This is a genomic window from Pseudoxanthomonas composti, assembly GCF_004122095.1.
Taxonomy (GTDB): domain Bacteria; phylum Pseudomonadota; class Gammaproteobacteria; order Xanthomonadales; family Xanthomonadaceae; genus Pseudoxanthomonas_A; species Pseudoxanthomonas_A composti.
Window position 1 is genome coordinate 452,350 of sequence record NZ_SAWZ01000002.1, and the last position, 22,828, is coordinate 475,177.

Annotated in this window: 17 protein-coding genes; 14 read left to right on the forward strand and 3 right to left on the reverse strand. The window is 67.5% G+C overall.

Annotation, left to right across the window (positions count from 1 at the left end):
• The first annotated feature begins 39 nt into the window (after nucleotides 1–39).
• From dnaJ to EPA99_RS05255, 3 genes are all read left to right on the forward strand, one after another.
• Nucleotides 40–1,173: a molecular chaperone DnaJ gene (dnaJ, locus tag EPA99_RS05245; protein WP_129470139.1), complete on the forward strand. Its 1,134-nt coding sequence runs from the start codon at nucleotides 40–42 to the stop codon at nucleotides 1,171–1,173.
• A gap of 298 nt (nucleotides 1,174–1,471) precedes the next feature.
• Nucleotides 1,472–2,587: a prephenate dehydrogenase gene (locus EPA99_RS05250; RefSeq protein ID WP_129470140.1), complete on the forward strand. Its 1,116-nt coding sequence runs from the start codon at nucleotides 1,472–1,474 to the stop codon at nucleotides 2,585–2,587.
• Between the two features lie 436 nt (nucleotides 2,588–3,023).
• The gene (locus EPA99_RS05255; protein WP_129470141.1) at nucleotides 3,024–3,383 is read left to right on the forward strand and encodes a DUF1428 domain-containing protein; all 360 of its coding nucleotides are present in this window, start codon (nucleotides 3,024–3,026) and stop codon (nucleotides 3,381–3,383) included.
• A 72-nt stretch (nucleotides 3,384–3,455) separates the two neighbouring features.
• On the opposite strand, the gene EPA99_RS05260 is transcribed toward EPA99_RS05255, so the two are convergent.
• Nucleotides 3,456–5,114: a cation acetate symporter gene (locus EPA99_RS05260; protein WP_129470142.1), complete on the reverse strand. Its 1,659-nt coding sequence runs from the start codon at nucleotides 5,112–5,114 to the stop codon at nucleotides 3,456–3,458.
• On the reverse strand, nucleotides 5,111–5,437 hold the full coding sequence (locus tag EPA99_RS05265; protein WP_425479164.1) for a DUF485 domain-containing protein: 327 nt from the start codon (nucleotides 5,435–5,437) through the stop codon (nucleotides 5,111–5,113). The genes EPA99_RS05260 and EPA99_RS05265 overlap by 4 nt, the downstream gene beginning before the upstream one ends.
• 89 nt (nucleotides 5,438–5,526) lie before the next feature.
• Between EPA99_RS05265 and EPA99_RS05270 the strand changes: the two genes are divergently transcribed.
• The 11 genes from EPA99_RS05270 to EPA99_RS05320 all read left to right on the forward strand — a co-directional run bounded on the left by EPA99_RS05270 (nucleotide 5,527) and on the right by EPA99_RS05320 (nucleotide 21,859).
• A complete protein-coding gene (locus EPA99_RS05270) occupies nucleotides 5,527–6,726 on the forward strand; it encodes an aminotransferase-like domain-containing protein (RefSeq protein WP_129470143.1) in 1,200 nt (399 codons plus the stop codon).
• Nucleotides 6,723–7,448: a 4-hydroxy-tetrahydrodipicolinate reductase gene (gene dapB, locus EPA99_RS05275; RefSeq protein ID WP_129470144.1), complete on the forward strand. Its 726-nt coding sequence runs from the start codon at nucleotides 6,723–6,725 to the stop codon at nucleotides 7,446–7,448. The genes EPA99_RS05270 and dapB overlap by 4 nt, the downstream gene beginning before the upstream one ends.
• Nucleotides 7,449–7,669: 221 nt before the next feature.
• The gene (gene carA / locus EPA99_RS05280; RefSeq protein ID WP_129470145.1) at nucleotides 7,670–8,818 is read left to right on the forward strand and encodes a glutamine-hydrolyzing carbamoyl-phosphate synthase small subunit; all 1,149 of its coding nucleotides are present in this window, start codon (nucleotides 7,670–7,672) and stop codon (nucleotides 8,816–8,818) included.
• A gap of 1 nt (nucleotide 8,819) precedes the next feature.
• Nucleotides 8,820–12,062: a carbamoyl-phosphate synthase large subunit gene (carB, locus tag EPA99_RS05285; protein ID WP_129470146.1), complete on the forward strand. Its 3,243-nt coding sequence runs from the start codon at nucleotides 8,820–8,822 to the stop codon at nucleotides 12,060–12,062.
• On the forward strand, nucleotides 12,059–12,535 hold the full coding sequence (gene greA / locus EPA99_RS05290; protein WP_129470147.1) for a transcription elongation factor GreA: 477 nt from the start codon (nucleotides 12,059–12,061) through the stop codon (nucleotides 12,533–12,535). Before carB ends, greA begins: the two co-directional genes overlap by 4 nt.
• Nucleotides 12,536–12,560: 25 nt before the next feature.
• The gene (locus tag EPA99_RS05295) at nucleotides 12,561–13,478 is read left to right on the forward strand and encodes a phosphoglycerate mutase (RefSeq protein ID WP_129470148.1); all 918 of its coding nucleotides are present in this window, start codon (nucleotides 12,561–12,563) and stop codon (nucleotides 13,476–13,478) included.
• Nucleotides 13,433–15,193: a single-stranded-DNA-specific exonuclease RecJ gene (gene recJ / locus EPA99_RS05300; RefSeq protein WP_425479171.1), complete on the forward strand. Its 1,761-nt coding sequence runs from the start codon at nucleotides 13,433–13,435 to the stop codon at nucleotides 15,191–15,193. Before EPA99_RS05295 ends, recJ begins: the two co-directional genes overlap by 46 nt.
• A gap of 252 nt (nucleotides 15,194–15,445) precedes the next feature.
• A protein-coding gene (prfB, locus tag EPA99_RS05305) for a peptide chain release factor 2 (RefSeq protein WP_129470150.1) occupies nucleotides 15,446–16,571 on the forward strand; the annotation gives its coding sequence in 2 pieces (ribosomal slippage) (nucleotides 15,446–15,520 and nucleotides 15,522–16,571; 1,125 coding nt in all).
• Between the two features lie 158 nt (nucleotides 16,572–16,729).
• Nucleotides 16,730–18,238 (forward strand): lysine--tRNA ligase, encoded by a 1,509-nt coding sequence (lysS, locus tag EPA99_RS05310; protein WP_129470151.1) that lies wholly within the window; start codon nucleotides 16,730–16,732, stop codon nucleotides 18,236–18,238.
• A gap of 300 nt (nucleotides 18,239–18,538) precedes the next feature.
• Nucleotides 18,539–19,678 carry a response regulator gene (locus tag EPA99_RS05315; RefSeq protein WP_129470152.1) on the forward strand — a complete coding sequence of 380 codons (1,140 nt, stop codon included), beginning with the start codon at nucleotides 18,539–18,541 and terminating at the stop codon, nucleotides 19,676–19,678.
• A gap of 3 nt (nucleotides 19,679–19,681) precedes the next feature.
• A complete protein-coding gene (locus EPA99_RS05320; RefSeq protein WP_129470153.1) occupies nucleotides 19,682–21,859 on the forward strand; it encodes an ATP-binding protein in 2,178 nt (725 codons plus the stop codon).
• A gap of 50 nt (nucleotides 21,860–21,909) precedes the next feature.
• Here EPA99_RS05320 and EPA99_RS05325 read toward each other — a convergent pair whose 3' ends face one another.
• Nucleotides 21,910–22,776, reverse strand: a complete 867-nt coding sequence (locus tag EPA99_RS05325) for a crotonase/enoyl-CoA hydratase family protein (protein ID WP_129470154.1) — start codon at nucleotides 22,774–22,776, stop codon at nucleotides 21,910–21,912.
• Between the last annotated feature and the right edge of the window lie 52 nt (nucleotides 22,777–22,828).

A 22,828-nucleotide genomic window follows, 5' to 3' on the forward strand; every position in this document is an offset into this window, starting at 1 on the left:
TGAACGAATCCCGACTATCGAATCCCCAGTCCCCGCCCTATGAGCAAGCGCGATTACTACGAAGTCCTGGGCGTGTCCCGCAATGCCAGCGACGAAGAGCTGAAGAAGGCGTATCGCCGCTGTGCGATGAAGCATCACCCCGACCGCAATCCGGGCGATGCGGCGGCCGAGGCGGCCTTCAAGGAATGCAAGGAGGCCTACGAGGTCCTGTCCGACGGCGGCAAGCGTCGCATCTACGACCAGCATGGCCATGCCGCGTTCGAGCACGGCATGGGCGGCGGCGGCCCGGGCGGCCCCGGCGGCCCGGACATGAGCGACATCTTCGGGGACATCTTCGGCAACATCTTCGGCGGTGGCGCCGGCGGTGGCCGTGCGGCGCGACGTGGCGCGGACATCGGCTACGTGATGGAGCTGGACCTGGAAGAGGCCGTGGCCGGTGCCGACAAGCGCATCGAGATCCCGACCCTGGCCGAATGCTCGCCATGTCGCGGCAGCGGTTCGGAAGACGGCAAGGTCGAGACCTGCTCGACCTGCGGCGGCCGCGGCCAGGTGCGCATGCAGCGTGGCATCTTCACCATGCAGCAGGCCTGTCCGCACTGCGGCGGTCGCGGTCAGATCATCACCAATCCCTGCAGGACTTGCCGTGGCGCCGGTCGTGTGGAGGAAGAGAAGGTGCTGTCGGTCAAGATTCCCGCTGGCGTGGACAACGGCGACCGTATCCGCCTGTCCGGCGAAGGCGAGGCCGGCCCGGCCGGAACCCCGCCGGGCGACCTGTACGTGGAAGTGCGGGTGCGCGAGCACGAGATCTTCCAGCGCGATGGCGACGACCTGCATTGCGAGGTCCCGATCCGCATCTCGCAGGCCGCGCTGGGCGACACCATCCGCGTGCCGACCCTGAACGGCGAGGCGGAGATCCGCATTCCCTCGGAGACCCAGACCGGCAAGCTGTTCCGCCTGCGCGGCAAGGGCGTCAAGTCGGTGCGCAGCCGGAGCGAGGGCGATCTGTTCTGCAAGGTGCTGGTGGAAACTCCGGTCAACCTGACCCAGGAGCAGCGCGAGCTGCTGGAGAAGTTCGAGGCGACCTTCAGTGGCGAGGATGCTCGCAAGCATTCGCCCAAGTCGGCGACCTTCCTCGATGGGGTCAAGGGGTTCTGGGATCGCATGACCTCCTGAGCCGCTCGCACAGGGCATTGGATAAGGCGACCGGTGATCCGGTCGCCTTTTTCATGCGCGCCCAGGCGTGCGCTTGGAGCGGGTGCGTCGGTGCGGCCTTCAAGACCAGGCCAGGACCTTCAGCTGCGGCAGCGCGTTGGAGCTGGATCGGCGGTGTTTCACGCGCGCCGAGTGCGCGGTGCGCCCGCGTAGGCAGGGCGCAGTTTCGGGCATCGAAGGGCATCGCCCGATGGGCTCGGGTCGCTGGCGGCAAGCACTGATGCCTACAATGCCGCCTGGATCAACTGACGTGACGTGCATGCACAAGCCTTCGCCCGTGGTGGGCATCGTCGGCAGCCAGGGCGCTTACGGGCGCTGGTTGCATCGTTTCCTCACCGAGCGGATGGGTCTTGAGGTCATCGGCCGCGATCCGGCCGATCCGACATCGCCGAGCGAGGCCGAGCTGATCGCCGCCAGCGACGTGCTGATCTTCAGCGCGCCCATTCGCCTGACCGAAGGCCTGATCCGGGGCTACGTGGCCCAGGCCGCCGGTGCCGAGACCGGCAAGCTGTGGATGGACCTGACCTCGATCAAGTCCGGACCGGTGCGGGCACTGCTGGAGTCCAGCGCGGAAGTGGTCGGCCTGCATCCGATGACCGCGCCGCCCAAGTCGCCCACGCTCAAGGGCCGCGTCGCCGTGGTCTGCGAAGCCCGGTTGGAGACCTGGCGCGATTGGGTGGCCAGCCTGCTGGCCGCGCTGGAAGCCGAATGCGTGCGCACCACGCCGGAACACCATGACCAGATCATGGCGCTGGTGCAGGCCATGGTGCATGCCACGCATCTGGCCCAGGCCGACGTGCTGCGCCAGTACGCCGACCGTGTCGGTGGGCTCCAGGCGCTGATGCCGTTTCGCTCGGCGTCCTTCGAGATGGATGGGGCGATCCTCTCGCGCATCCTGTCGATGAATCCGGCGATCTACGAGGACATTCAGTTCGGCAATCCGCACGTGCCGGCGGTCCTGGATGCGCTGGTGTCCAGCCTGTCGGCCATGCGCGACACGGTCCAGCAGGGCGACGACGCAGCGCGTGCGCGTTTTCGCGATACGGTGCTGCTGGACAATCGCGCCTCGGTGGGGGAGGCGGCGCTGGCCGACGGCAACTACAAGTTCGAGCGCATCGGTTACCTGCTGGCCGACCTGGCCGAGACCCTGACCTTGAGCGTGCACCTGCCGCACGACCAACCCGGGTCGCTGCGGGCGCTGCTGCATGTGTTCGAGCAGCAAGGCGTCAGCATTGCCTCGTTGCATTCGCTGCGCACGCCTGCCGGCGAAGTGCATTTCCGCTTCGGATTCGACAGCCGGACCGATGCGCAGGCGCTGCGCGCGGCGGCCGAGGCGGTCGATGCTTCCGGCGTGGGTCGGGTGCTGCGCGATTAGTCCACACAGGGTGTGGATGATCAGTGGGATACGCCTGTGGACAAGCCGGCGTGAGACTTGGCTGGCAAGGCTTTCCGCTGGGTGGCGATTTTTTGTCCAGGCACCGGCATCACGGTTGTGAGCTGCGCCAGCGGGAACTCGCGGCTATTCACACGGCCTGTGGATGACCGCTGGGATACCCCTGTGGACAACCCGCGCGCGGGCAGGCGCCGTCAGGGTTTGGCCGGGATTGGTGAGAATTTCGCCAGGCGCCCGGGCGCTCGCTGGATCCGGGTGCATGGGAATGTGGACCGCCGGTCGTTCGCCAGGCCCAACTTTTTTGATCGCCGGGCCGGCGCCGGTGTCGATCCGGGCCATGCTCACTCGTCGCAAAGGATGTGGCAGGGACGATGACCGTCCCCACTGCATTCCTATCTTCCGAGTCGAGGAGTCGCTCATGTCCTACGTGGATGGATTCGTCATTGCCGTGCCCACCGCCAACAAGCAGAAGTTCATCGACCACGCCCGCGCCGGCGATGCGGTCTTCATGGATTACGGGGCGATCCGGGTCTACGAGTGCTGGGGCGACGACGTCCCGGAGGGCCAGCAGACCGATTTCCGGCGTGCCGTCCAGGCCACCGAGGATGAGACGGTGGTGTTCTCCTGGATCGAGTGGCCGGACAAGGCCACCCGCGATGCCGGCATGAAGAAGATGATGGAAGACCCTCGCCTGGATCCTGAGGTCAACCCGATGCCCTTCGACGGCAAGCGCATGATCTTCGGCGGCTTCGCACCGCTGGTGGTGCTGGAGAAGTAGCAGCCTGGGCGCTTTGGAAACGCGACAGCCCGGCAAGTGCCGGGCTGTCGGGTCGAACGTGCAGGCCGACCCTCAGTGCTCGGCGGCGGCGCTGATGCCGATGCCGGTCTGCGAGCGTACGAACTGCGGGCCGAAGCGTTCGCGCTCGGCGGCGCCGCGCGCGGAGGTGTCGGTGATCGAGAAGAACCAGATGCCGACGAAGGCGGCGATCATCGAGAACAGGGCCGGGTACTCATAGGGGTAAATCGGCTTGTCGTGTCCCAGGATCTGCACCCAGATGGTCGGGCCCAGGATCATCAGCACCACCGCCGTTCCCAGCCCCAGCCAGCCGCCCAGCATGGCGCCGCGGGTGGTGAGCTTGCTCCAGAACATCGACAGGAACAGCACCGGAAAGTTGCAGCTGGCCGCGATGGAGAAGGCCAGGCCCACCATGAAGGCGATGTTCTGCTTCTCGAACACGATGCCAAGCCCGATGGCGACCACGCCCAGAATCACCGTGGTGATCTTGGAGACGCGGATCTCGTCCTTCTCGTTGGCCTTGCCGTGCTTGATCACGCTGGCGTAGAGGTCGTGCGAGACCGCCGAAGCGCCGGCCAGAGTCAGGCCGGCCACCACGGCCAGGATGGTAGCGAAGGCCACCGCCGAGATGAAGCCCAGGAAGATGCTGCCGCCGACCGCATCGGCCAGGTGGATGGCGGCCATGTTGTTGCCGCCCAGCAGCAGGCCGTCGGCATCCTTGAAGGCCGGGTTGGTGCTGACCAGCAGGATCGCCCCGAAGCCGATGATGAAGGTCAGAACGTAGAAGTAGCCGATGAAGCCGGTGGCGTAGAAGACCGACTTGCGCGCTTCCTTGGCATCGCCCACGGTGAAGAAGCGCATCAGGATGTGGGGCAGGCCGGCGGTGCCGAACATCAGCGCCAGGCCCAGCGAGATCGCCGAGACCGGGTCGGAGACCAGCGCGCCGGGGGCCATGATCGCCCGGCCCTTGGCGTGGGCCTTGGCTGACTCGGTGAACAACGTCTCGAAGGAGAAGCCCGCGTGCTTCATCACCATGAAGGCCATGAAGCTGGCGCCGCCCAGCAGCAGCACCGCCTTGATGATCTGCACCCAGGTGGTGGCCAGCATGCCGCCAAACAGGACATACAGCACCATCAGGATGCCGACCAGCACCACGGCCACGTGGTAGTTTAGGCCGAACAGCAGCTGGATCAGCTTGCCGGCACCGACCATCTGCGCGATCAGGTACAGCGCCACCACCACCAGCGCGCCGCTGGCCGAGAGCAGGCGGATCTGCCGCTGTCCCAGACGATAGGAGGCCACGTCGGCGAAGGTGTACTTGCCCAGGTTGCGCAGGCGTTCGGCGATCAGGAACAGGATCACCGGCCAACCGACCAGAAAGCCGATCGAATAGATCAGCCCGTCATAGCCGCTGGTGAACACCAGTGCGGAGATACCCAGGAACGAGGCCGCCGACATGAAGTCGCCCGCGATGGCCAGGCCGTTCTGGAAGCCGGTGATCTTGCCGCCGGCCGCGTAGTAGTCCGAGGCCGACTTGCTGCGGCGCGCGGCCCAGTAGGTGATGCCCAAAGTGAACAGCACGAAGGCCACGAACATGACGATGGCCGCCACGTTCAACGGCTGTTGCTTCACCTCGCCGGTGATGGCGTCGGCGGCGTAGGCGAGGGTGGGGAGCAGGCTGGCCAGCAGGACCAGCAACAGGCGCAGCTTCATGCCTCCAGCTCCTTCAACAGTTCGGCGGTCATGCGGTCGAACTCGCCATTAGCCCGCCAGACGTACACACCGGTCAGCACGAAGGCCGCCACGATGATGCCCACGCCCACCGGGATGCCCCAGGTGATGATGGTGCCGCTGCCGATGGGCGTTCCCAGCCATTGCGGCTCGAAGGCGATGGCCAGGATGAAGGCCAGGTAGATCGCCAGCATCAGCACCGACAGCGCCCAGGCAAAGCGCGAGCGCTTGCGCACGAGCTGCTGGAAACGGGGGCTTTGCTGGATCTTGCGATAGGTCAGGTCGTCCACTTTCAGTTCCTGCATCACGACGTGGTGGCGGCAGCATGACGCACTGCCGCAAGCCTCTCCATGCGACCTTTGGCGCGAATTGGGCCGCGTTCTACAATGGTCGAATGACCACCCACATCACCCTGTCCAAGCGCGCCCTCGCCCTGACCAGTTCGGCCATTCGCGAGATCCTCAAGGTCACCGAGCGCCCGGAGGTGGTCTCCTTCGCCGGCGGCCTGCCCTCGCCAGCGACCTTTCCGGTGGAGCGCATGCGCGAGGCCTCCAACAGGGTGCTGACCGATGCCCCGCACGCGGCCCTGCAGTACGGCCCGACCGAAGGCTTCCTGCCGCTGCGCGAGTGGGTCGCCGCGCACCTGACGCGCAATGGCGCCGAGGTCAGCCCGGGCCGGGTGCTGATCACCACCGGTTCCCAGCAGGGCCTGGACCTGTTGGGCAAGGCCCTGATCGACGAGGGCAGCAAGGTGCTGGTGGAAACGCCCAGCTATCTCGGCGCGCTGCAGGCGTTCTCGCTGTTCCAGCCCAACTTCGTGCCGATGGCCTCTGACGGGCAGGGCATCCAGACCGATGCGCTGGATGCGGACACCCTCGATGGCGCGCGCTTCATGTACTGCCTGCCGAATTTCCAGAATCCCACCGGGCGCCGGCTGCCGCTGGAACGTCGCAAGGCGCTGGTTGAACGGGCCGCTGGCGCAGGGGTGCCGGTGGTGGAGGACGACCCGTACGGCGAGCTGTACTACAGCGGCGCGCCGCTGCCGAGCCTGCTGTCGTTCAATCCCGAGGGCGGCGTTTACATGGGCTCGTTCTCCAAGGTGCTGGCGCCGGGCCTGCGGCTGGGCTACGTGGTGGCGCCGGAGCCCTTGTTCGCCAAGCTGGTGCAGGCCAAGCAGGCCTCGGATCTGCACACGCCGTCCTTCAGCCAGCGCATGGTGCACGCGGTGATCCAGGACGGTTTCCTGGACCAGCACATCCCGGTGATCCGCGATCTCTACGCGCGCCAGTGCGCGCTGATGATGGCGGCGCTGGAAAAGCACTTCCCCGCGGAGGCCAAGTGGGACCGCCCCGAAGGCGGCATGTTCATCTGGGTCACGCTGCCTGAAGGCATCGATACGGGCGAACTGCTGCTCAAGGCGATCGCGCAGAATGTGGCCTTCGTGCCCGGCGCGCCGTTCTTCGCCGGCAACCCGATGCGCAACACGCTGCGGCTGTCCTTCGTCACCGTGCCCGCCGAGAAGATCGATGCAGGCATGGAAGTGCTGGGCAACCTGGTCAAGGCCGAGATCGCGGCCCTGCAGGTGGCCGCATGAGCGCGGCAGATGGGGCGCCAACCCGGGTGCTGATCCACGGGGCCTCCGGTCGCATGGGCCAGGCCTTGCTCCGGCTCGCCTCGGAGCACCCCGGCCTGGCGATCGTCGGCGCGGTCACCGGTCGCACCCCTGCCCAGCGCGTGGTCGGCAACGTGCCGTACTTCGGGGCCAAGGAGCTGGCCGCGGTGCCGGCCTTCGACGTGGCCATCGACTTCAGCCTGCCCGAAGGCTTCTCGCCGATGCTGGAGGTATGCCTGGCGCGCGGCAAACCCCTGGTGTCGGGCACCACTGGCCTGCACGAGAGCCAGCGCCAGGCCATGCAGCAGGCAGCACAGCGCATCCCCGTGCTGTGGGCCTCCAACTTCAGCCTGGGAGTGGCGGTGCTGGAAGACCTGGTGCAGCGCGCCTCGGCGCTGCTGTCGCAATGGGAGTGCGACATCGTCGAATCGCACCACATCCACAAGAAAGATGCGCCCTCGGGCACCGCGCTCACGCTGGGGCAGGCGGCCGAGCATGGCGGGGCGCAGCCGCGCTATGCCAGTCTGCGCGCCGGCGATATCGTCGGTGAACACCTGGTGCAGTTCACCGGCATGGGCGAGCGCGTGGAGCTGGTCCATCGCGCCACCAACCGCGACATCTTCGCCCGAGGCGCGCTGCATGCCGCGCGCCGCCTGGCCTCGCGCGCTCCGGGCCTGTACCGGGTCAAGGATCTGCTGGACTGAAGCGCGCCGGAATCGGCGTCACATGCGCCGCGGTACGGCGTCATCTGCCTGAATCGCCACAGGACAAGGCTGGCAGCCAGGCGCCTGAATCGCTACAATTCTCGCCTGCCCGAACCTGATCGTCGGACCGGTCCCGCACCGCGTCCGCGCTTTGCTGCAACCTGGTTTCAGCCAGAACGCAGCGGTCGGAGTCCCTCCGAACTAGTTAAAGCGAGACTTCCGTGACCCAAGCAGCCATCCTCGTTCTCGAAGACGGAACCGTATTCGAAGGCGAATCGATCGGCGCCGCAGGCCTTTCCGTAGGCGAGGTGGTGTTCAATACCGCGATGACCGGCTACCAGGAGGTCCTCACCGACCCCTCTTACGCCCGCCAGATGGTCACGCTGACCTATCCGCACATCGGCAACACCGGGTGCACCGAGATCGATGACGAAGCCCGCAAGATCTGGTCCGCCGGGCTGATCGTGCGCGACGTGCCGCGTCGTCCCAGCAACTGGCGCAGCCAGGAGTCGCTGCCGGAATGGCTGGTCAAGCGCGGTGTGGTGGCCATCGCCGGCATCGACACCCGCAAGCTGACGCGCATCCTGCGCGAGAAAGGCGCGCAGAACGGTGCGCTGATGGCGGCCGCGCCCGGGGAAAAGCTCGATGTCGAGCAGGCTCTGGAGGCGGCGCGCAAGTTCCCTGGGCTGAAGGGCATGGACCTGGCCAAGGTGGTGAGCACCGAATCGAGCTACCGCTGGACCGAGGGCCAGCTGGACCTGGACCGCAACGCTTTCGTGGAAGCCGCGCCGAAGTACAAGGTGGTGGCCTACGACTACGGCGTGAAGCTCAACATCCTGCGCATGCTGGCCGAGCGCGGCTGCGATGTGACTGTGGTGCCGGCGCAGACGCCTGCCGCCGAGGTGCTGGCGATGCATCCCGATGGCGTGTTCCTGTCCAATGGCCCGGGCGACCCGGAGCCTTGCGACTACGCCATCGCCGCGATCAAGCAGTTCCTGGACAGGCAGATCCCGACCTTCGGCATCTGCCTGGGCCACCAGCTGCTGGCCCTGGCCAGCGGCGCCCGGACGGTGAAGATGGGCCATGGCCACCACGGCGCCAACCACCCGGTGCAGGACCTGGACGGTGGCCGGGTGATGATCACCTCGCAGAACCACGGCTTCGCGGTCGATGAAGCCTCGCTGCCGGCCAACGTGCGCGTGACCCACCGTTCGCTGTTCGACGGCACCAACCAGGGCATCGCCCTGACCGATGCGCCGGCGTTCTCCTTCCAGGGCCACCCGGAAGCCTCGCCTGGCCCGCACGATGTCTCCCCCCTGTTCGACCGCTTCGTTGCGCTGATGTCGACCCAGAACGCCGAGAAGAACTGACATGCCAAAGCGCACTGACCTCAAGACCATCCTCATCATCGGCGCCGGCCCGATCGTCATCGGCCAGGCCTGCGAGTTCGACTACTCCGGCGCGCAGGCGTGCAAGGCCTTGCGCGACGAGGGTTACCGCGTGGTGCTGGTCAACAGCAACCCGGCCACGATCATGACCGACCCGGAAATGGCCGATGCGGTCTACATCGAGCCGATCAACTGGCAGACGGTCGAGAAGATCATCGCCAAGGAAAAGCCCGACGCGCTGCTGCCGACCATGGGTGGCCAGACCGCGCTGAACTGCGCGCTGGACCTGGCCGACCACGGCGTGCTGGAGAAGTACAACGTCGAGCTGATCGGCGCCAAGCGCGAGGCCATCCGCATGGCCGAGGACCGCGAGCTGTTCCGCGTGGCCATGGGCGAGATCGGGCTGGAATGCCCCAAGGCGGCCGTGGCGCACACGCTGGAAGAGGCGCTGGAGATCCAGACCACGGTGGGCTATCCGACCATCATCCGTCCCAGCTTCACCCTGGGCGGCAGCGGCGGCGGCATCGCCTACAACCGCGAGGAGCTGATCGAGATCGTCAACCGCGGCCTGGAACTGTCGCCGACAACCGAGGTGCTGGTGGAGGAGTCGGTGCTGGGCTGGAAGGAGTTCGAGATGGAGGTGGTCCGCGATACTGCGGACAACTGCATCATCGTCTGCTCCATCGAGAACCTGGACCCGATGGGCGTGCACACCGGCGACTCGATCACCGTGGCCCCGGCGCAGACCCTGACCGACAAGGAATACCAGCGCCTGCGCGATGCCTCCATCGCCGTGCTGCGCAAGATCGGCGTGGACACCGGCGGCTCCAACGTGCAGTTCGGCATCAGCCCGAAAAACGGCCGGGTGGTGGTGATCGAGATGAACCCGCGCGTGTCGCGTTCCTCGGCGCTGGCCTCCAAGGCCACCGGTTTCCCGATCGCCAAGGTCGCGGCCAAGCTGGCCGTGGGCTACACGCTGGATGAGCTGAAGAACGAGATCACCGGCGGTCTGACCCCGGCCTCGTTCGAGCCGTCGATCGACTACGTGGTCACCAAGATCCCGCGCTTTGCCTTCGAGAAGTTCCCGCAGGCCGATGCGCGCCTGACCACGCAGATGAAGTCGGTGGGCGAGGTGATGGCCATGGGCCGCACCTTCTCCGAATCGCTGCAGAAGGCGCTGCGTGGCCTGGAGACCGGCAAGATCGGCCTGGACCCCACCGGCCTGAACCTGTCCAGCGAGGACGACCTGCAGACCCTGCGCCGCGAGCTGAAGGCGCCGGGTCCGGAACGCCTGTTCTACGTCGGCGACGCCTTCCGCGCCGGCATGAGCGTGGACGAGGTCTACAAGCTGTCCTTCATCGATCCGTGGTTCCTGGACCAGATCGAGGACATCATCGCGTTCGAGACACAGGTCGCCGCCGGGGGCATCGATGCGCTGGATGCCGCGCGCCTGCGCAAGCTCAAGCGCGCCGGTTTCTCCGACGCGCGCCTGGCCCAGCTGACCGGCACCAACGAGGCGGCCGTGCGTGCGCTGCGCCGCGCCCACAAGGTGCGGCCGGTGTACAAGCGCGTGGATTCCTGCGCGGCCGAGTTCGCCACCAGCACCGCGTATCTGTACTCGACCTATGAGGACGAGTGCGAGGCCGCGCCCAGCAATCGCGACAAGATCATGATCCTGGGCGGTGGCCCCAACCGCATCGGCCAGGGCATCGAGTTCGACTACTGCTGCGTGCATGCGGCACTGGCGCTGCGCGAGGATGGCTACGAGACCATCATGGTCAACTGCAATCCGGAGACCGTGTCCACCGACTACGACACCTCCGACCGCCTGTACTTCGAGCCGCTGACGCTGGAGGACGTGCTGGAGATCGTCGAGCTGGAACAGCCAAAGGGCGTGATCGTGCAGTACGGCGGGCAGACCCCGCTGAAGCTGGCGCGCGCGCTCGAGGCCAACGGCGTGCCGGTGATCGGCACCTCGCCGGACTCGATCGACCTGGCCGAGGACCGCGAGCGCTTCCAGCAGCTGGTGGACAAGCTGGGCCTGAAGCAGCCGCCAAACCGCATCGCCCGCAATGCCGAGGAGGCGCTGGTGCTGGCGCGCGAGATCGGCTATCCGTTGGTGGTGCGCCCCAGCTACGTGCTGGGCGGCCGCGCGATGGAAATCGTCTACGGCGAGTCCGACCTGGCGCGCTACGTGCGCGATGCGGTCAAGGTCTCCAACGATTCGCCGGTGCTGCTGGACCGCTTCCTGGACAACGCGGTCGAATGCGACGTGGACATCATCGCCGACAAGGACGGCCAGGTCCTGATCGGTGGCGTGATGGAGCACATCGAGGAAGCCGGCGTGCATTCGGGCGACTCGTCCTGCTCGCTGCCCCCGTATTCGCTCTCGCCCAAGACCCAGGCCGAGCTGCGGCGCCAGGTCGTCGAGCTGGCCAAGGCCCTGAACGTCATCGGCCTGATGAACACCCAGTTCGCGATCCAGACCAACGAGGAGGGCGATGACACCATCTACCTGCTTGAGGTCAATCCGCGCGCCTCGCGCACCGTGCCGTTCGTGTCCAAGGCCACCGGCATGGCACTGGCCAAGATCGCCGCCCGCTGCATGGCCGGCAAGACCCTGCAGGAGCAGGGCGCGACCGAGGAAATCGTGCCGGACTACTACTCGGTGAAGGAGGCGATCTTCCCGTTCGCCAAGTTCCAGGGCGTGGACCCGATCCTGGGGCCGGAGATGCGTTCCACCGGCGAGGTCATGGGCGTGGGCCGCAGCTTCAGCGCCGCCTTCGCGCGCGCGCAGGAGGCCGGCGGCATCCGCGCGCCGAAGCCGGGCAAGGCGTTTCTGTCGGTGCGCGATCCGGACAAGAAGCGGGTGCTGCCGGTGGCGCAGGACCTGGTCGCCAAGGGCTACACGCTGGTGGCCACCCAGGGCACCTGTGCCTGGCTGCGCCAGAACGGCCTGGAGTGCGAGCAGGTCAACAAGGTCGCCGAAGGCCGGCCGCATGTCGTTGACCTGATCAAGAACGGCGAGCTGGTATATATCGTCAACACGACCGAAGGCCGCAGCGCGATCTCCGACTCGTTCTCGATCCGTCGCGAGGCGCTGCAACAGCGCGTCACGTATTCCACCACCATTGCCGGCGCGCGTGCGCTGGTGCAATCGTTGGAGTTCCGCGGGACCGGCCCGGTCTGGGCGCTGCAGGAGCTGCACAAGGAGTTGCAAGCATGAGATCCCCCATCACCAAGACCGGCGCGCAGCGTCTGCGCGACGAGCTCGACCATCTGAAGTCGGTCAAGCGCCCGCAGGTGATCGCCGACATCGCCGAGGCGCGTGCCCACGGCGATTTGAAGGAAAACGCCGAGTACCACGCCGCCCGCGAGCAGCAGGGCTTCATCGAGGGTCGCATCAACCAGCTGGAAGCCGAGCTGTCCACCGCCGAGGTGATCGACGTGGCTGCGCTGAACGCCGGCTCGCGCGTGGTGTTCGGCGCCACCGTGGTGCTGGCCGACGTCGATACCGACGAGGAGAAGAAGTACCAGATCGTCGGCGACCTGGAGGCGGACATCAAGCAGTCGCTGATCGCCATTTCCTCGCCGATCGCGCGCGCCCTGATCGGCAAGAACGAAGGCGACACGGTGACCATCCAGGCCCCCGCCGGCGAGCACGACTACGAGATCGTCAGCGTCGCCTACCACGGCTGATGCAGTTCCGGACGCGGCGGTCCGCATGACCCAGGCCACCTTGCTGCTGCCTCCACGCACCCGCCTGTCGGGTGCGTTGTCCGCTGGCGTCGGGCGTGCGCTGGCGCGCGCGGATGTGCGGTCGGTCGAGCCGGGCGAGCGGGCCCAACTGCATCGGCATTTCCAACTGGTGCCCGATCGCTGGGCGCCGGCAGCGTTGACCCGGCAGCGCGATGCGAAAGACGCCGCCGGGGCGCTGTGGCTGCGTGCCGATCCGGCCTACATGGCCCCGGACATGAATGGCGCGCGCATGCTGGCCCACGGCGAGGCGCTGGCGCTGCAGGCGGACGAGTGCCAGGCGCTGCTGCGCGCGCTCAAGCCGCTGTTCGGCGACGCCGGCATGCTGCTCGATGCGCCGGTGCCCTCGCGCTGGTACCTGCGGCTGACGCCCGGAACCCCGTTGCCGGATTTCACCCCACCGCACCTGGCCGTGGGCGACGACCTGTTCGCGCACCTGCCCGCGGGCGATGCCGGCCGGCGCTGGCGGGCCCTGTTCAACGAGGCGCAGATCCTGCTGCATGCCCACCCGGCCAACGCCGCCCGCCAGGCGGCAGGCAAGGCAGCGGTCAACGGCCTGTGGTTCTGGGGCGCCGGCACGCTGCCCGACGCGGTCCGCACCACGCATGCGCAGGTCAAGAGCCGCGAGGATCTGCTGTCGGCGCTGGCCCATGCCGCCGGGGCGACCGATCCGTCCGCGCAAGGGTCGGTGCTGGTGGACCTGCGGCATCTGACCTCCACCGAGATGCTCTGTGGCGAGGCCTTGCAGCCGCTGCTGGACGAGCTGGCCAAGGGCGCGTTGACCGGGCTGGCGCTGGATTTTGCCGATGGCCGTCTGGCGCAGCTGCAGCACGCCCAGCGCTGGCGCTTCTGGCGTCGGCCGTTGCAGGACCTGCAGGCACTGTGAGCGGTACGCGCATCGCCCGGCGCGCGCCGGTGGTCTGCGATGGCTGGCCGCCCAGCGTGCAGCCGCTGCTGCAGCGCCTGTACGCCAGCCGGGGCGCGACCACGCTGGAACTGGCCCGGCCACGCCTGGCCCAGCTGCTGCCGCCGGAAGGCTTGCTCGGCATGGCCCAGGCCACCGCACTGCTGGCCGAGGCGATCGCGCAGGACCAGCACATCGTGGTGGTGGGCGATTTCGATTGCGACGGCGCCACCGCCTGCGCCCTGGCCGTGCGCGGCCTGGTCCTGCTGGGCGCGCGTCATGTCAGCCCGGCCGTGCCCAACCGCATGGTGCATGGCTATGGCCTGTCGCCGGCACTGGTGGAAGAGCTGGACGCGCTGAAGCCGGACCTGCTGGTCACGGTGGACCATGGCATCGCCTGCCACGCCGGCATCGCCCTGGCCAAGGCCAAGGGCTGGAAGGTGCTGGTCACCGATCACCACCTGCCGGGCGAGCGCCTGCCGGTGGCCGATGCCATCGTCAATCCGAACCAGCCCGGCTGTGGCTTTCCCAGCAAGGTGCTGGCCGGCGTCGGCGTGATGTTCTACGTGCTGATGGCGCTGCGCCGGGCACTGCGCCAGGCCGGCGGCCTGCCATCGCCAGAGCCGGACCTGACCACGCTGCTGGACCTGGTCGCGGTGGGCACGGTGGCCGACCTGGTGCCGCTGGATGCCAACAACCGGGCGCTGGTGTCCGCCGGCCTGCGACGCCTGCGGGCAGGGCAGGGCTGCGCCGGGCTCAACGCGCTGATCGAGGTCTGCGGGCGCCAGGCCGCGCGGTTGACCGCCTCGGATATCGGTTTTGCGATCGCCCCGCGCCTCAACGCCGCCGGGCGCCTGGAGGATATGGCCCTGGGCATCGCCTGCCTGCTCAGCGACGATCCGCAGGCGGCACGCGAAATGGCGCAGGTCCTGCACGGCATCAATGCCGAGCGCCGCGGCGTCCAGCAGCAGATGACCGACGAGGCCGAGGCCGCGATCGCCAGGCTGGCCGCCAGCGAGGGCCAGGCGCCGGTGGCGGTCTGCCTGTTCGATGCGGACTGGCATCCGGGCGTGGTGGGGCTGGTCGCCTCCAAGATGAAGGACCGCCTGCACCGCCCTGTCATCGCCTTCGCACCGGCCGAGCCTGGCAGCACGCAGCTGCGTGGCTCGGCCCGGTCGATTCCCGGCTTCCACATCCGCGATGCGCTGGCCGCGGTGGATGCGCGCCACGAGGGACTGATCCCGCGCTTCGGCGGCCACGCCATGGCTGCCGGCCTGACCCTGGCGCTGGAGGACCTGCCGGCCTTCCGCGACGCGTTCCTGGCTTACACCCAGCAGAGCCTGGACCAGGCGCTGCTGCAGCACGAGTTGCTCAGCGACGGTGAGCTGCTGGGGAGCGAATTCGACATCCAGCACGCCATGGCCCTGCGCGATGGCGGGCCGTGGGGGCAGGGATATCCCGAGCCCCTGTTCGATGGCTGCTTCGACGTGCTGGACTGGCGGGTGCTGAGCGAGCGCCATCTCAAGCTGGTGCTGCGCCTGGAGGGCCAACAGGCCCCGATCAATGCCATCCACTTCGGCGGCTGGCGCGGCGATGCGCCGCCCTCGCGCCTGCGCCTGGCCTTTCGCCTGTGCCCGGACGACTACCGCGGCGGCACCGCCATCCAGCTGATCGTCGAGCACCACGAAGCGGCCTGAGCAAGCGCGCAGGGCAACAGCGTCAGCACCCGTATGGCAGGGCGCCTCCGAGCGCCGCGATTCGGCAGCTCGCGCCCGAAAGGCCGGCCCAAACGCCGCCTCCGGGCCCTGCCAGGACATCGAACAGCGCGCGCAGCGCCGGATGCGCAGCGTGAAACAGCCGGCCGGCCATCGCCGGGGTCTGCCAGGGCAGGGCGCCACGCCCGGGCCGACTTGTTAGAATTGCGGTCTTGCCTGCAGGAAACCCGTTCCATGATCGAGCTCAACCCCATCCGCCAGCGCATCGCCGACCTCCAGGGGCGGCTGGATTCGCTACGGGGGTATCTTTGACTACGATGCCAAGCGCGAGCGCCTGGAAGAAGTAAGCCGCGAGCTGGAAAGCCCCTCCATCTGGGACAACCCGGAGTACGCGCAGAAGCTGGGCCGCGAGCGCGCCCTGCTGGACAAGACCGTCAACGGCATCCGCGACATGAGCGAGGGCCTGACCGGCGCGTCGGAGCTGCTGGAACTGGCGGAGATGGAGGAAGACGAGGAGACCGCCGTCGCCGTGCAGGCCGATGTCGAGCGCTTTGCCACCTCCGTGGAGAAGCTGGAGTTCCAGCGCATGTTCTCCGGGCAGATGGACGCCAGCAATGCCTTCGTCGACATCCAGGCCGGCGCCGGCGGCACCGAGGCCCAGGACTGGGCCGAGATCCTGCTGCGCATGTACCTGCGCTGGTGCGAGTCGCGCGGGTGGAAAACCGAGCTAATGGAAGTCTCCGGCGGCGAAGTGGCCGGCATCAAGTCCGCCACGCTGCGCGTGGAAGGCGACTTCGCCTACGGCTGGCTGAAGACCGAGACCGGCGTGCACCGCCTGGTGCGCAAGTCGCCGTTCGACTCGGACAACCGCCGCCACACCAGCTTCACCTCGGTGTTCGTCTCCCCGGAAGTGGACGACAACATCGACATCGACATCAATCCGGCCGACCTGAAGACCGACGTGTACCGGTCCTCCGGCGCCGGCGGCCAGCACGTCAACAAGACCGAGTCGGCCGTGCGTATCACCCACGTGCCGACCGGCATCGTGGTGGCCTGCCAGACCGGACGCAGCCAGCACCAGAACCGCGACAACGCGATGAAGATGCTGGCCGCCAAGCTCTATGAGCTGGAAATCCAGAAGCGCAACGCCGAACGCGATGCCGTGGAGGCGACCAAGTCCGACATCGGCTGGGGCAGCCAGATCCGCAACTACGTGCTGGACCAGTCCCGCATCAAGGACCTGCGCACCGGCATCGAGCGCTCCGACACGCAGAAGGTGCTCGACGGCGACCTGGACGAGTTCGTCGAAGCCAGCCTGAAATCCGGCCTGGAAGCGGGCTCCAAGCGGGTTGACGCTTGAGGGCAGGAACGAGTGGAGAGGAACGAGGAACGAGCAGATCCCCGATCCTGACCGCCACGCCGTTCCTCACCGTTTGAATACCTTCGGCCCCACGCCCGCGCAATCCAGCTTCCTCACTCGTTTCTCGTTCCTCTCCACTCGTTCCTAAGACGCCCCCCATGACCGACCAGCCCACCACGCCCCCCGACGAGAACAGCCTGATCGCCGAGCGGCGTGGAAAGCTCACCGCGCTGCGCGGGCAGGGCATCGCCTTTCCCAACGATTTCAAGCGCGACACCTACGCGGGCGATCTGCAGGACGAATTCGCCGATGACGAGCGCTACACCGCCGAGGCGCTGGAAGGCCTGGAGCGGCAGGTCAGGCTGGCCGGCCGCCTGATGGCCAAGCGGGTGATGGGCAAGGCCAGCTTCGCGCAGATCCAGGACGAGTCCGGACGGATCCAGCTCTTCCTGCAGGGCAATGCGCTGGGCGAGGCCTACACCGCGTTCAAGGGCTGGGACGTGGGCGATATCGTCGCGGTGGAAGGCGGCCTGACCCGTACCAAGACCGGCGAGCTGTCGGTCAAGGCCTCGGCCATCCGCCTGCTGACCAAGTCGCTGCGCCCCCTGCCGGACAAGTGGCACGGCCTGAGCGATGTCGAGCAGCGCTACCGCCAGCGCTACGTGGACCTGATCGTGACGCCGGAGGCGCGCGAGGTCTTCATCAAGCGCTCCAAGATCATCCGCGCGATCCGCTCCTGGCTGGACAACCGGCGCTTCCTGGAAGTGGAGACGCCGATGATGCATTACATCCCGGGCGGCGCCACGGCCAGGCCCTTCACCACCCACCACAATGCGCTGGATCTGCAGCTGTACCTGCGCGTGGCGCCGGAGCTGTACCTCAAGCGCCTGGTCGTGGGCGGCCTGGAGCGCGTGTACGAGATCAACCGCAACTTCCGCAACGAAGGCGTGTCCACCCGGCACAACCCCGAATTCACCATGCTCGAGCTGTACGAGGCCTACGCCACGTACCACGAGGTGATGGACCTGACCGAGGCGGTGATCCGCGATACCGCCCAGAGCGTGCTGGGCACCACCCAGGTGGAATGGGACGGCGCGCAGATCGACCTGGCCCCGGCCTTCCGCCGCTGGCGCATGGATGAGGCCGTGCGCCACCACAATCCGGAAATCACCGCCCAGGACTGCACCGACCGCGATGCCCTGCTGCGCCACTGCGAGCGCCTGAAGATCAAGGTCAAGCCGTCCTACGGCTGGGGCAAGCTGCTGCTGGAGATCTTCGAGGCCACCGTCGAGCACACCCTGGTGCAGCCGACCTTCATCACCGACCACCCGGTCGAGGTCTCGCCGCTGGCCCGCGCCAGCGACACCGAGCCGGGCTATACCGACCGCTTCGAGCTGTTCATCAACGGCAAGGAGATCGCCAACGGTTTCTCCGAACTCAACGATCCTGAGGACCAGGCGGCCCGCTTCCGCGCCCAGGTCGATGCCAAGGAGGGGGGCGACGACGAGGCGATGCACTTCGACGCCGACTATATCCGTGCGCTGGAGTACGGCATGGCGCCGACCGGCGGGCTGGGCATCGGCATCGACCGCCTGGTGATGCTGCTGACGGGCACGGCCTCGATCCGCGACGTGCTGCTGTTTCCCTACATGCGTCCGGCAGGCTGACGCTGCGGGTCAGCCTGTGGCGCTGGCGGGCACCCTCGGGGGCGGCCTGCGCCTGTTAAAGATTCCTGGGTTGCGGCGGATATGGAAGAGCAGAACGAGGCGGAAGGCCCTGGCCGGCCGCCTTTCCAGCCTCCGTGTTCAATCAGTGTTCGCCGGGTCGGGCCATTTGCAGTCGCGCCGGCTCTATGGCACGTTGCTTGCGGCGTGATCTGAGCCACGTTCCAGGTGGACTGCAATGCAACCGGTCCGGCTGACCGCTGCTGTTCCCGGAGCGCACGCGCTCCCTGTCAGGATCTGCACATGCTCGCCGCAAGCCGTGTCTACAACCGCCTCTCCAGCAACGACAGCCACGCCACGTGGCCGCCTGGTGACGCACACGGCCTGAATATCGTCATCGTCGATGACCAGACCTCGGCCCGCACCATGCTGCGCCATGTGATCGAGGACATCGGCTCGGAGCTGAAAGTCTTCGATTTCGGCGCCCCGGAAATGGCGCTGGCCTGGTGCGAGAACAATCGCGCCGATCTGCTGCTGCTGGACTACCGCATGCCGGGCATGGACGGCCTGGAGCTGGCGCGGCGCTTCCGGCGCCTGCCGGCCAACCGCGATATCCCGATCATCCTGGTCACCGTGGTGGGCGACGAGCCGATCCGGCAGGCTGCCCTGGAGGCGGGGGTCATCGATTTCCTGGTCAAGCCGGTGCGCCCGCGCGAGCTGCGCGCCCGCTGTCGCAACCTGCTGCAGCTGCGCCAGCAGTCCGAAAGCATCAAGCAGCGGGCGCTGTCGCTGGAGCAGCGCCTGCTGTCGAGCATGCATGAGGTCGAGGAGCGCGAGCGCGAAACGCTTTCGCGCCTGGCGCGCGCCATCGAGTACCGCGATACCGGCACCAGCGCCTTCCTGGAGCGCATGGCGCGCATCGCCGGGCTGATCGCCGAGCAACTGGGCCTGCCCGAAGACGAGGTGCGCGCCATTGAACTGGCCGCGCCCCTGCACGACATGGGCAAGATCGCCATTCCGGACGCGGTGCTGCTCAAGCCCGGCCCGCTGACCGATGAAGAGATGGCAGTCATGCGCCGGCATCCCAAGATCGGCCACGAACTGCTCAGCGGCAGCCAGAACCGGCTGATCCAGACCGGCGCGCTGATCGCCCTGCGCCACCACGAGCGCTACGACGGCAGCGGCTATCCCGACGGCCTGCGCGGGGAGGAGATTCCGCTGGAGGCCCGGATCGTGGCCGTGGCCGATGTGATGGACGCCTTGCTCTCGCCACGGCCCTACAAGAAGGCCTGGGAACAGGAGGCCGCTTTGGCGTACCTTTACGCCCAGCGCGGGCGGCTGTTCTGCCCGGCGTGCGTGGACGCGCTGATCAGGGGGCGCGAGCGTCTGGACGACATCTGCCGCCGATACTCAACCGTGCAGGCAAAACCCGGACTGGAGTAGTCCATGAACGATATCGTTTCCCAGATCAGCGGCCGCCTGGCGCGCCGCCAGGACAGCGAGCACGGGCAGGCGCTGATCCGCATCGTCATCTTCTCGGCGGTGATCGTCTACATGATGATCGGCGCCTCGCTCGGCACGATCGACCAGAACGTGTACGAGCTGTCCACGGTCATGAGCGCCGCCGGCGTCAGCATCGGCGTGGCCCTGTTCCTGTGGATCCTGGCCGCGCCCGGCCGCTCGGACGTGCGCCGGGTGATCGGCATGCTCACCGATTACGGCCTGATGTCGGTGGCCATGGCGCTCAAGGGCGAGCCGCTGGCCTGGCTGTACGTCATCATGATGTGGGTGACGGTCGGCAACGGCTTGCGCTTCGGCAATGCCTACCTGATCGCGGCAGTGTCCATGGCCTCGACCTGCTTCGGCCTGGTGCTGGCCACCAATGCCTACTGGCGCGAGAACATTACTCTGGGCCTGGGGCTGCTGGTGGGGCTGGTGGCCATTCCCATGTACCTGTCGGGCCTGCTCAAGCAGCTGACCCGGGCCACCAACGAGGCGCGCCGCGCCAACGAGGCCAAGAGTCGCTTCCTGGCCAACATGAGCCACGAGTTCCGCACGCCGCTCAATGGCCTGGCCGGCATGTCCGAGCTGCTGGCCACCACGCGGCTGGATTCGGAACAGCGCGAGTGCCTGTCCACGATCCAGGCCTCGACCCGCAGCATGCTCTCGCTGGTGGAGGACGTGCTGGACATCTCCGCGATCGAGGCCGGCAAGATCCGCCTGGACGCCGAGCTGTTCGCGCCGCGCGAGGTGGTGGAGAGCATCGGCTTCATCCTGATGCCGCAGGCGCGCGCGCGCGGGCTGGAGTACAAGATCGAGATCGCCCCGGGAGTCCCGGAGAAGATCAAGGGCGATGCGCGCCACCTGCGCCAGATCCTGCTCAACCTGATGGGCAATGCGGTCAAGTTCACCGAGCATGGCTCGGTCAGGCTCAAGGCCTGGGTGAGCGAGGACTTCGACACCCGCAAGATCCGGGTGCGCTTCCAGATCGAAGACACCGGCATCGGCATCGACGAAGAGCTGCAGGGGCGGCTGTTCCACGCCTTCGAGCAGGCCGACGTCAGTCTGCGCAGGCGCTACGGCGGGACCGGGCTGGGCACCACCATCGCCAAGGGCCTGGCCGAATCCATGGGCGGCCGCATCGGCTTCAAGAGCGTGCTGGGGCAGGGCAGCACGTTCTGGGTGGAACTGCCCTTCGAGCGCGCCCCCGCCGAGCGTCCCGAGCCGGTCCCGGCGGTGCTGGAAGGCGAGCAGGACGTCGGCGAAAACGTCATTGCCTTCTCCAATCCCTTCCTGCGCCATCGCGCCCGCGTGCGCAGCCTGCAGGTGCTGGTGGCCGACGACCACGAAGCCAATCGCATGGTCGTACAGCGTCTGCTGCAGAAGGCCGGCCACAAGGTGGTGTGCGTCAACGGGGGCGAGGAAGCGCTCGATGCGATGGCCCTGAGCGACTACGACGCCCTGATCATCGACTTGCACATGCCGGGGGTCAGCGGCCTGGACCTGCTCAAGCAGCTCAAGGTCATGCAGGCCGGCGGGGGTCCGCGGACCCCGGTGGTGGTGCTCAGCGCCGACGTCACCCCCGATGCTATCCATCGCTGCGAACTGGCCGGCGCGCGCGCCTTCCTGGCCAAGCCGGTGGTGGCCACGCGGCTGTTGGACGTGCTGGCCGACATCGCCGGCAACGGCAAGGGCGGCACGGTGGTCAGCGTGCCGCGCGAGGAACTGGCCGCCGAGGACCAGGCGCTGGACCCCAGCGTGCTGGATGAGCTGAGCGCGTTGGGCATGGGCGAGAAGTTCGAGCGCGAGTTCGTCTCCCAGTGCCTGAACGATGCCGATGGCTGCATCGGCGGCATCAGCCATGCCATGCAGGGCGGCGATCTGGAGCGCGTCCGCGAGCACGCCCACGCGCTCAAGGGCGTGGCAAGCAACCTGGGACTGGTGCAGCTTGCCGCCAGCAGCAGCGAGCTGATGAAACTCAGCGACTGGCAGCTGGGCCAGGAATGGAAGCAGCGCCTGGCGATGGTCAACGCCCAGCTGATCCACGGCCGCGCCGCGCTGGAACTGCGCCGCCGGCCGCGCCAGGATGGCTCGGGCGAAGACCAGCAGGGACTGTCCAGCTAAACGCCGCACCGGGGCATGGCATTGCCCCGGTCCGTCATGGCGGCGGGCGGTTACGCGGCGTGGACCGAGCGGCGCTCCTGCGCCCTGACGATGCGGTCCATCATCTTGAGCGAGCGCTCGCCCAGGGCCAGCGCGGTGTCCACCCACACCTCGGTGATGGCCATCAGCTCCTCGTAGCTCACCGGCTGGGCGATGTTGCGGCAGGCGTTGAGCGCAAGATGCGCATGGGCGGCGCGTTGCTGGCGCTGGATCAGCTCACGCACGGCCTCCTGGCCTTGGCCCTTCTTGACCAGGATGTCGACCACCCCGAGCTTGTACATCTCCTCGCTGCTGTACAGGCGGCCGTCGAGGATCAGTTTTTCCGCCATCTGCGGCGAGACGCGCTTGCACAGGAAGGAGTAGGCGCCCATGCCCGGAAACAGCCCGAACAGCACCTCCGGCAAACCCATTTCCACGCCTTCCTCGGCCACGATGGTGTGGCAGGCCAGCGCCATCTCCAGGCCACCGCCCAGCGCATCGCCCTGCAGCAGGGCGATGGTCCTGACATCGCCGCCCAGGCCGGTGCTGAGGATGTGCACACCCTCGATGCAGCGCTTGGCGTAACCCAGCAGGGTCTCGCGGTCACGCTCACGGATCAGCTGGGCGAACAGCTCCAGATCGCCGCCCAGATTGAAGGCCGTGGCATCGGAGGCCAACACGAAATGACGCAGGTTGCCGCGCTGGCGCTCGGCCGAGGAGCGGGTGATGGAGGAGGTGAACTTCCACATCTCCTCCAGCAGATTGCGGCGGAAGCAGGGGCGGGTGCCCGGGGCCATGTCCGTATGCATGTACATCCAATGGACGTTGTTGTCCGGGGTGGACTCGGTACGGATGGTGGAGAAAGAGCGGGTGCGCAGCAGCGGCTCGACGGTGCTCATGGCGATGGTTTCCTGGCGGCGTGTGATGCCCTATCGGGCGACTGGACATAGA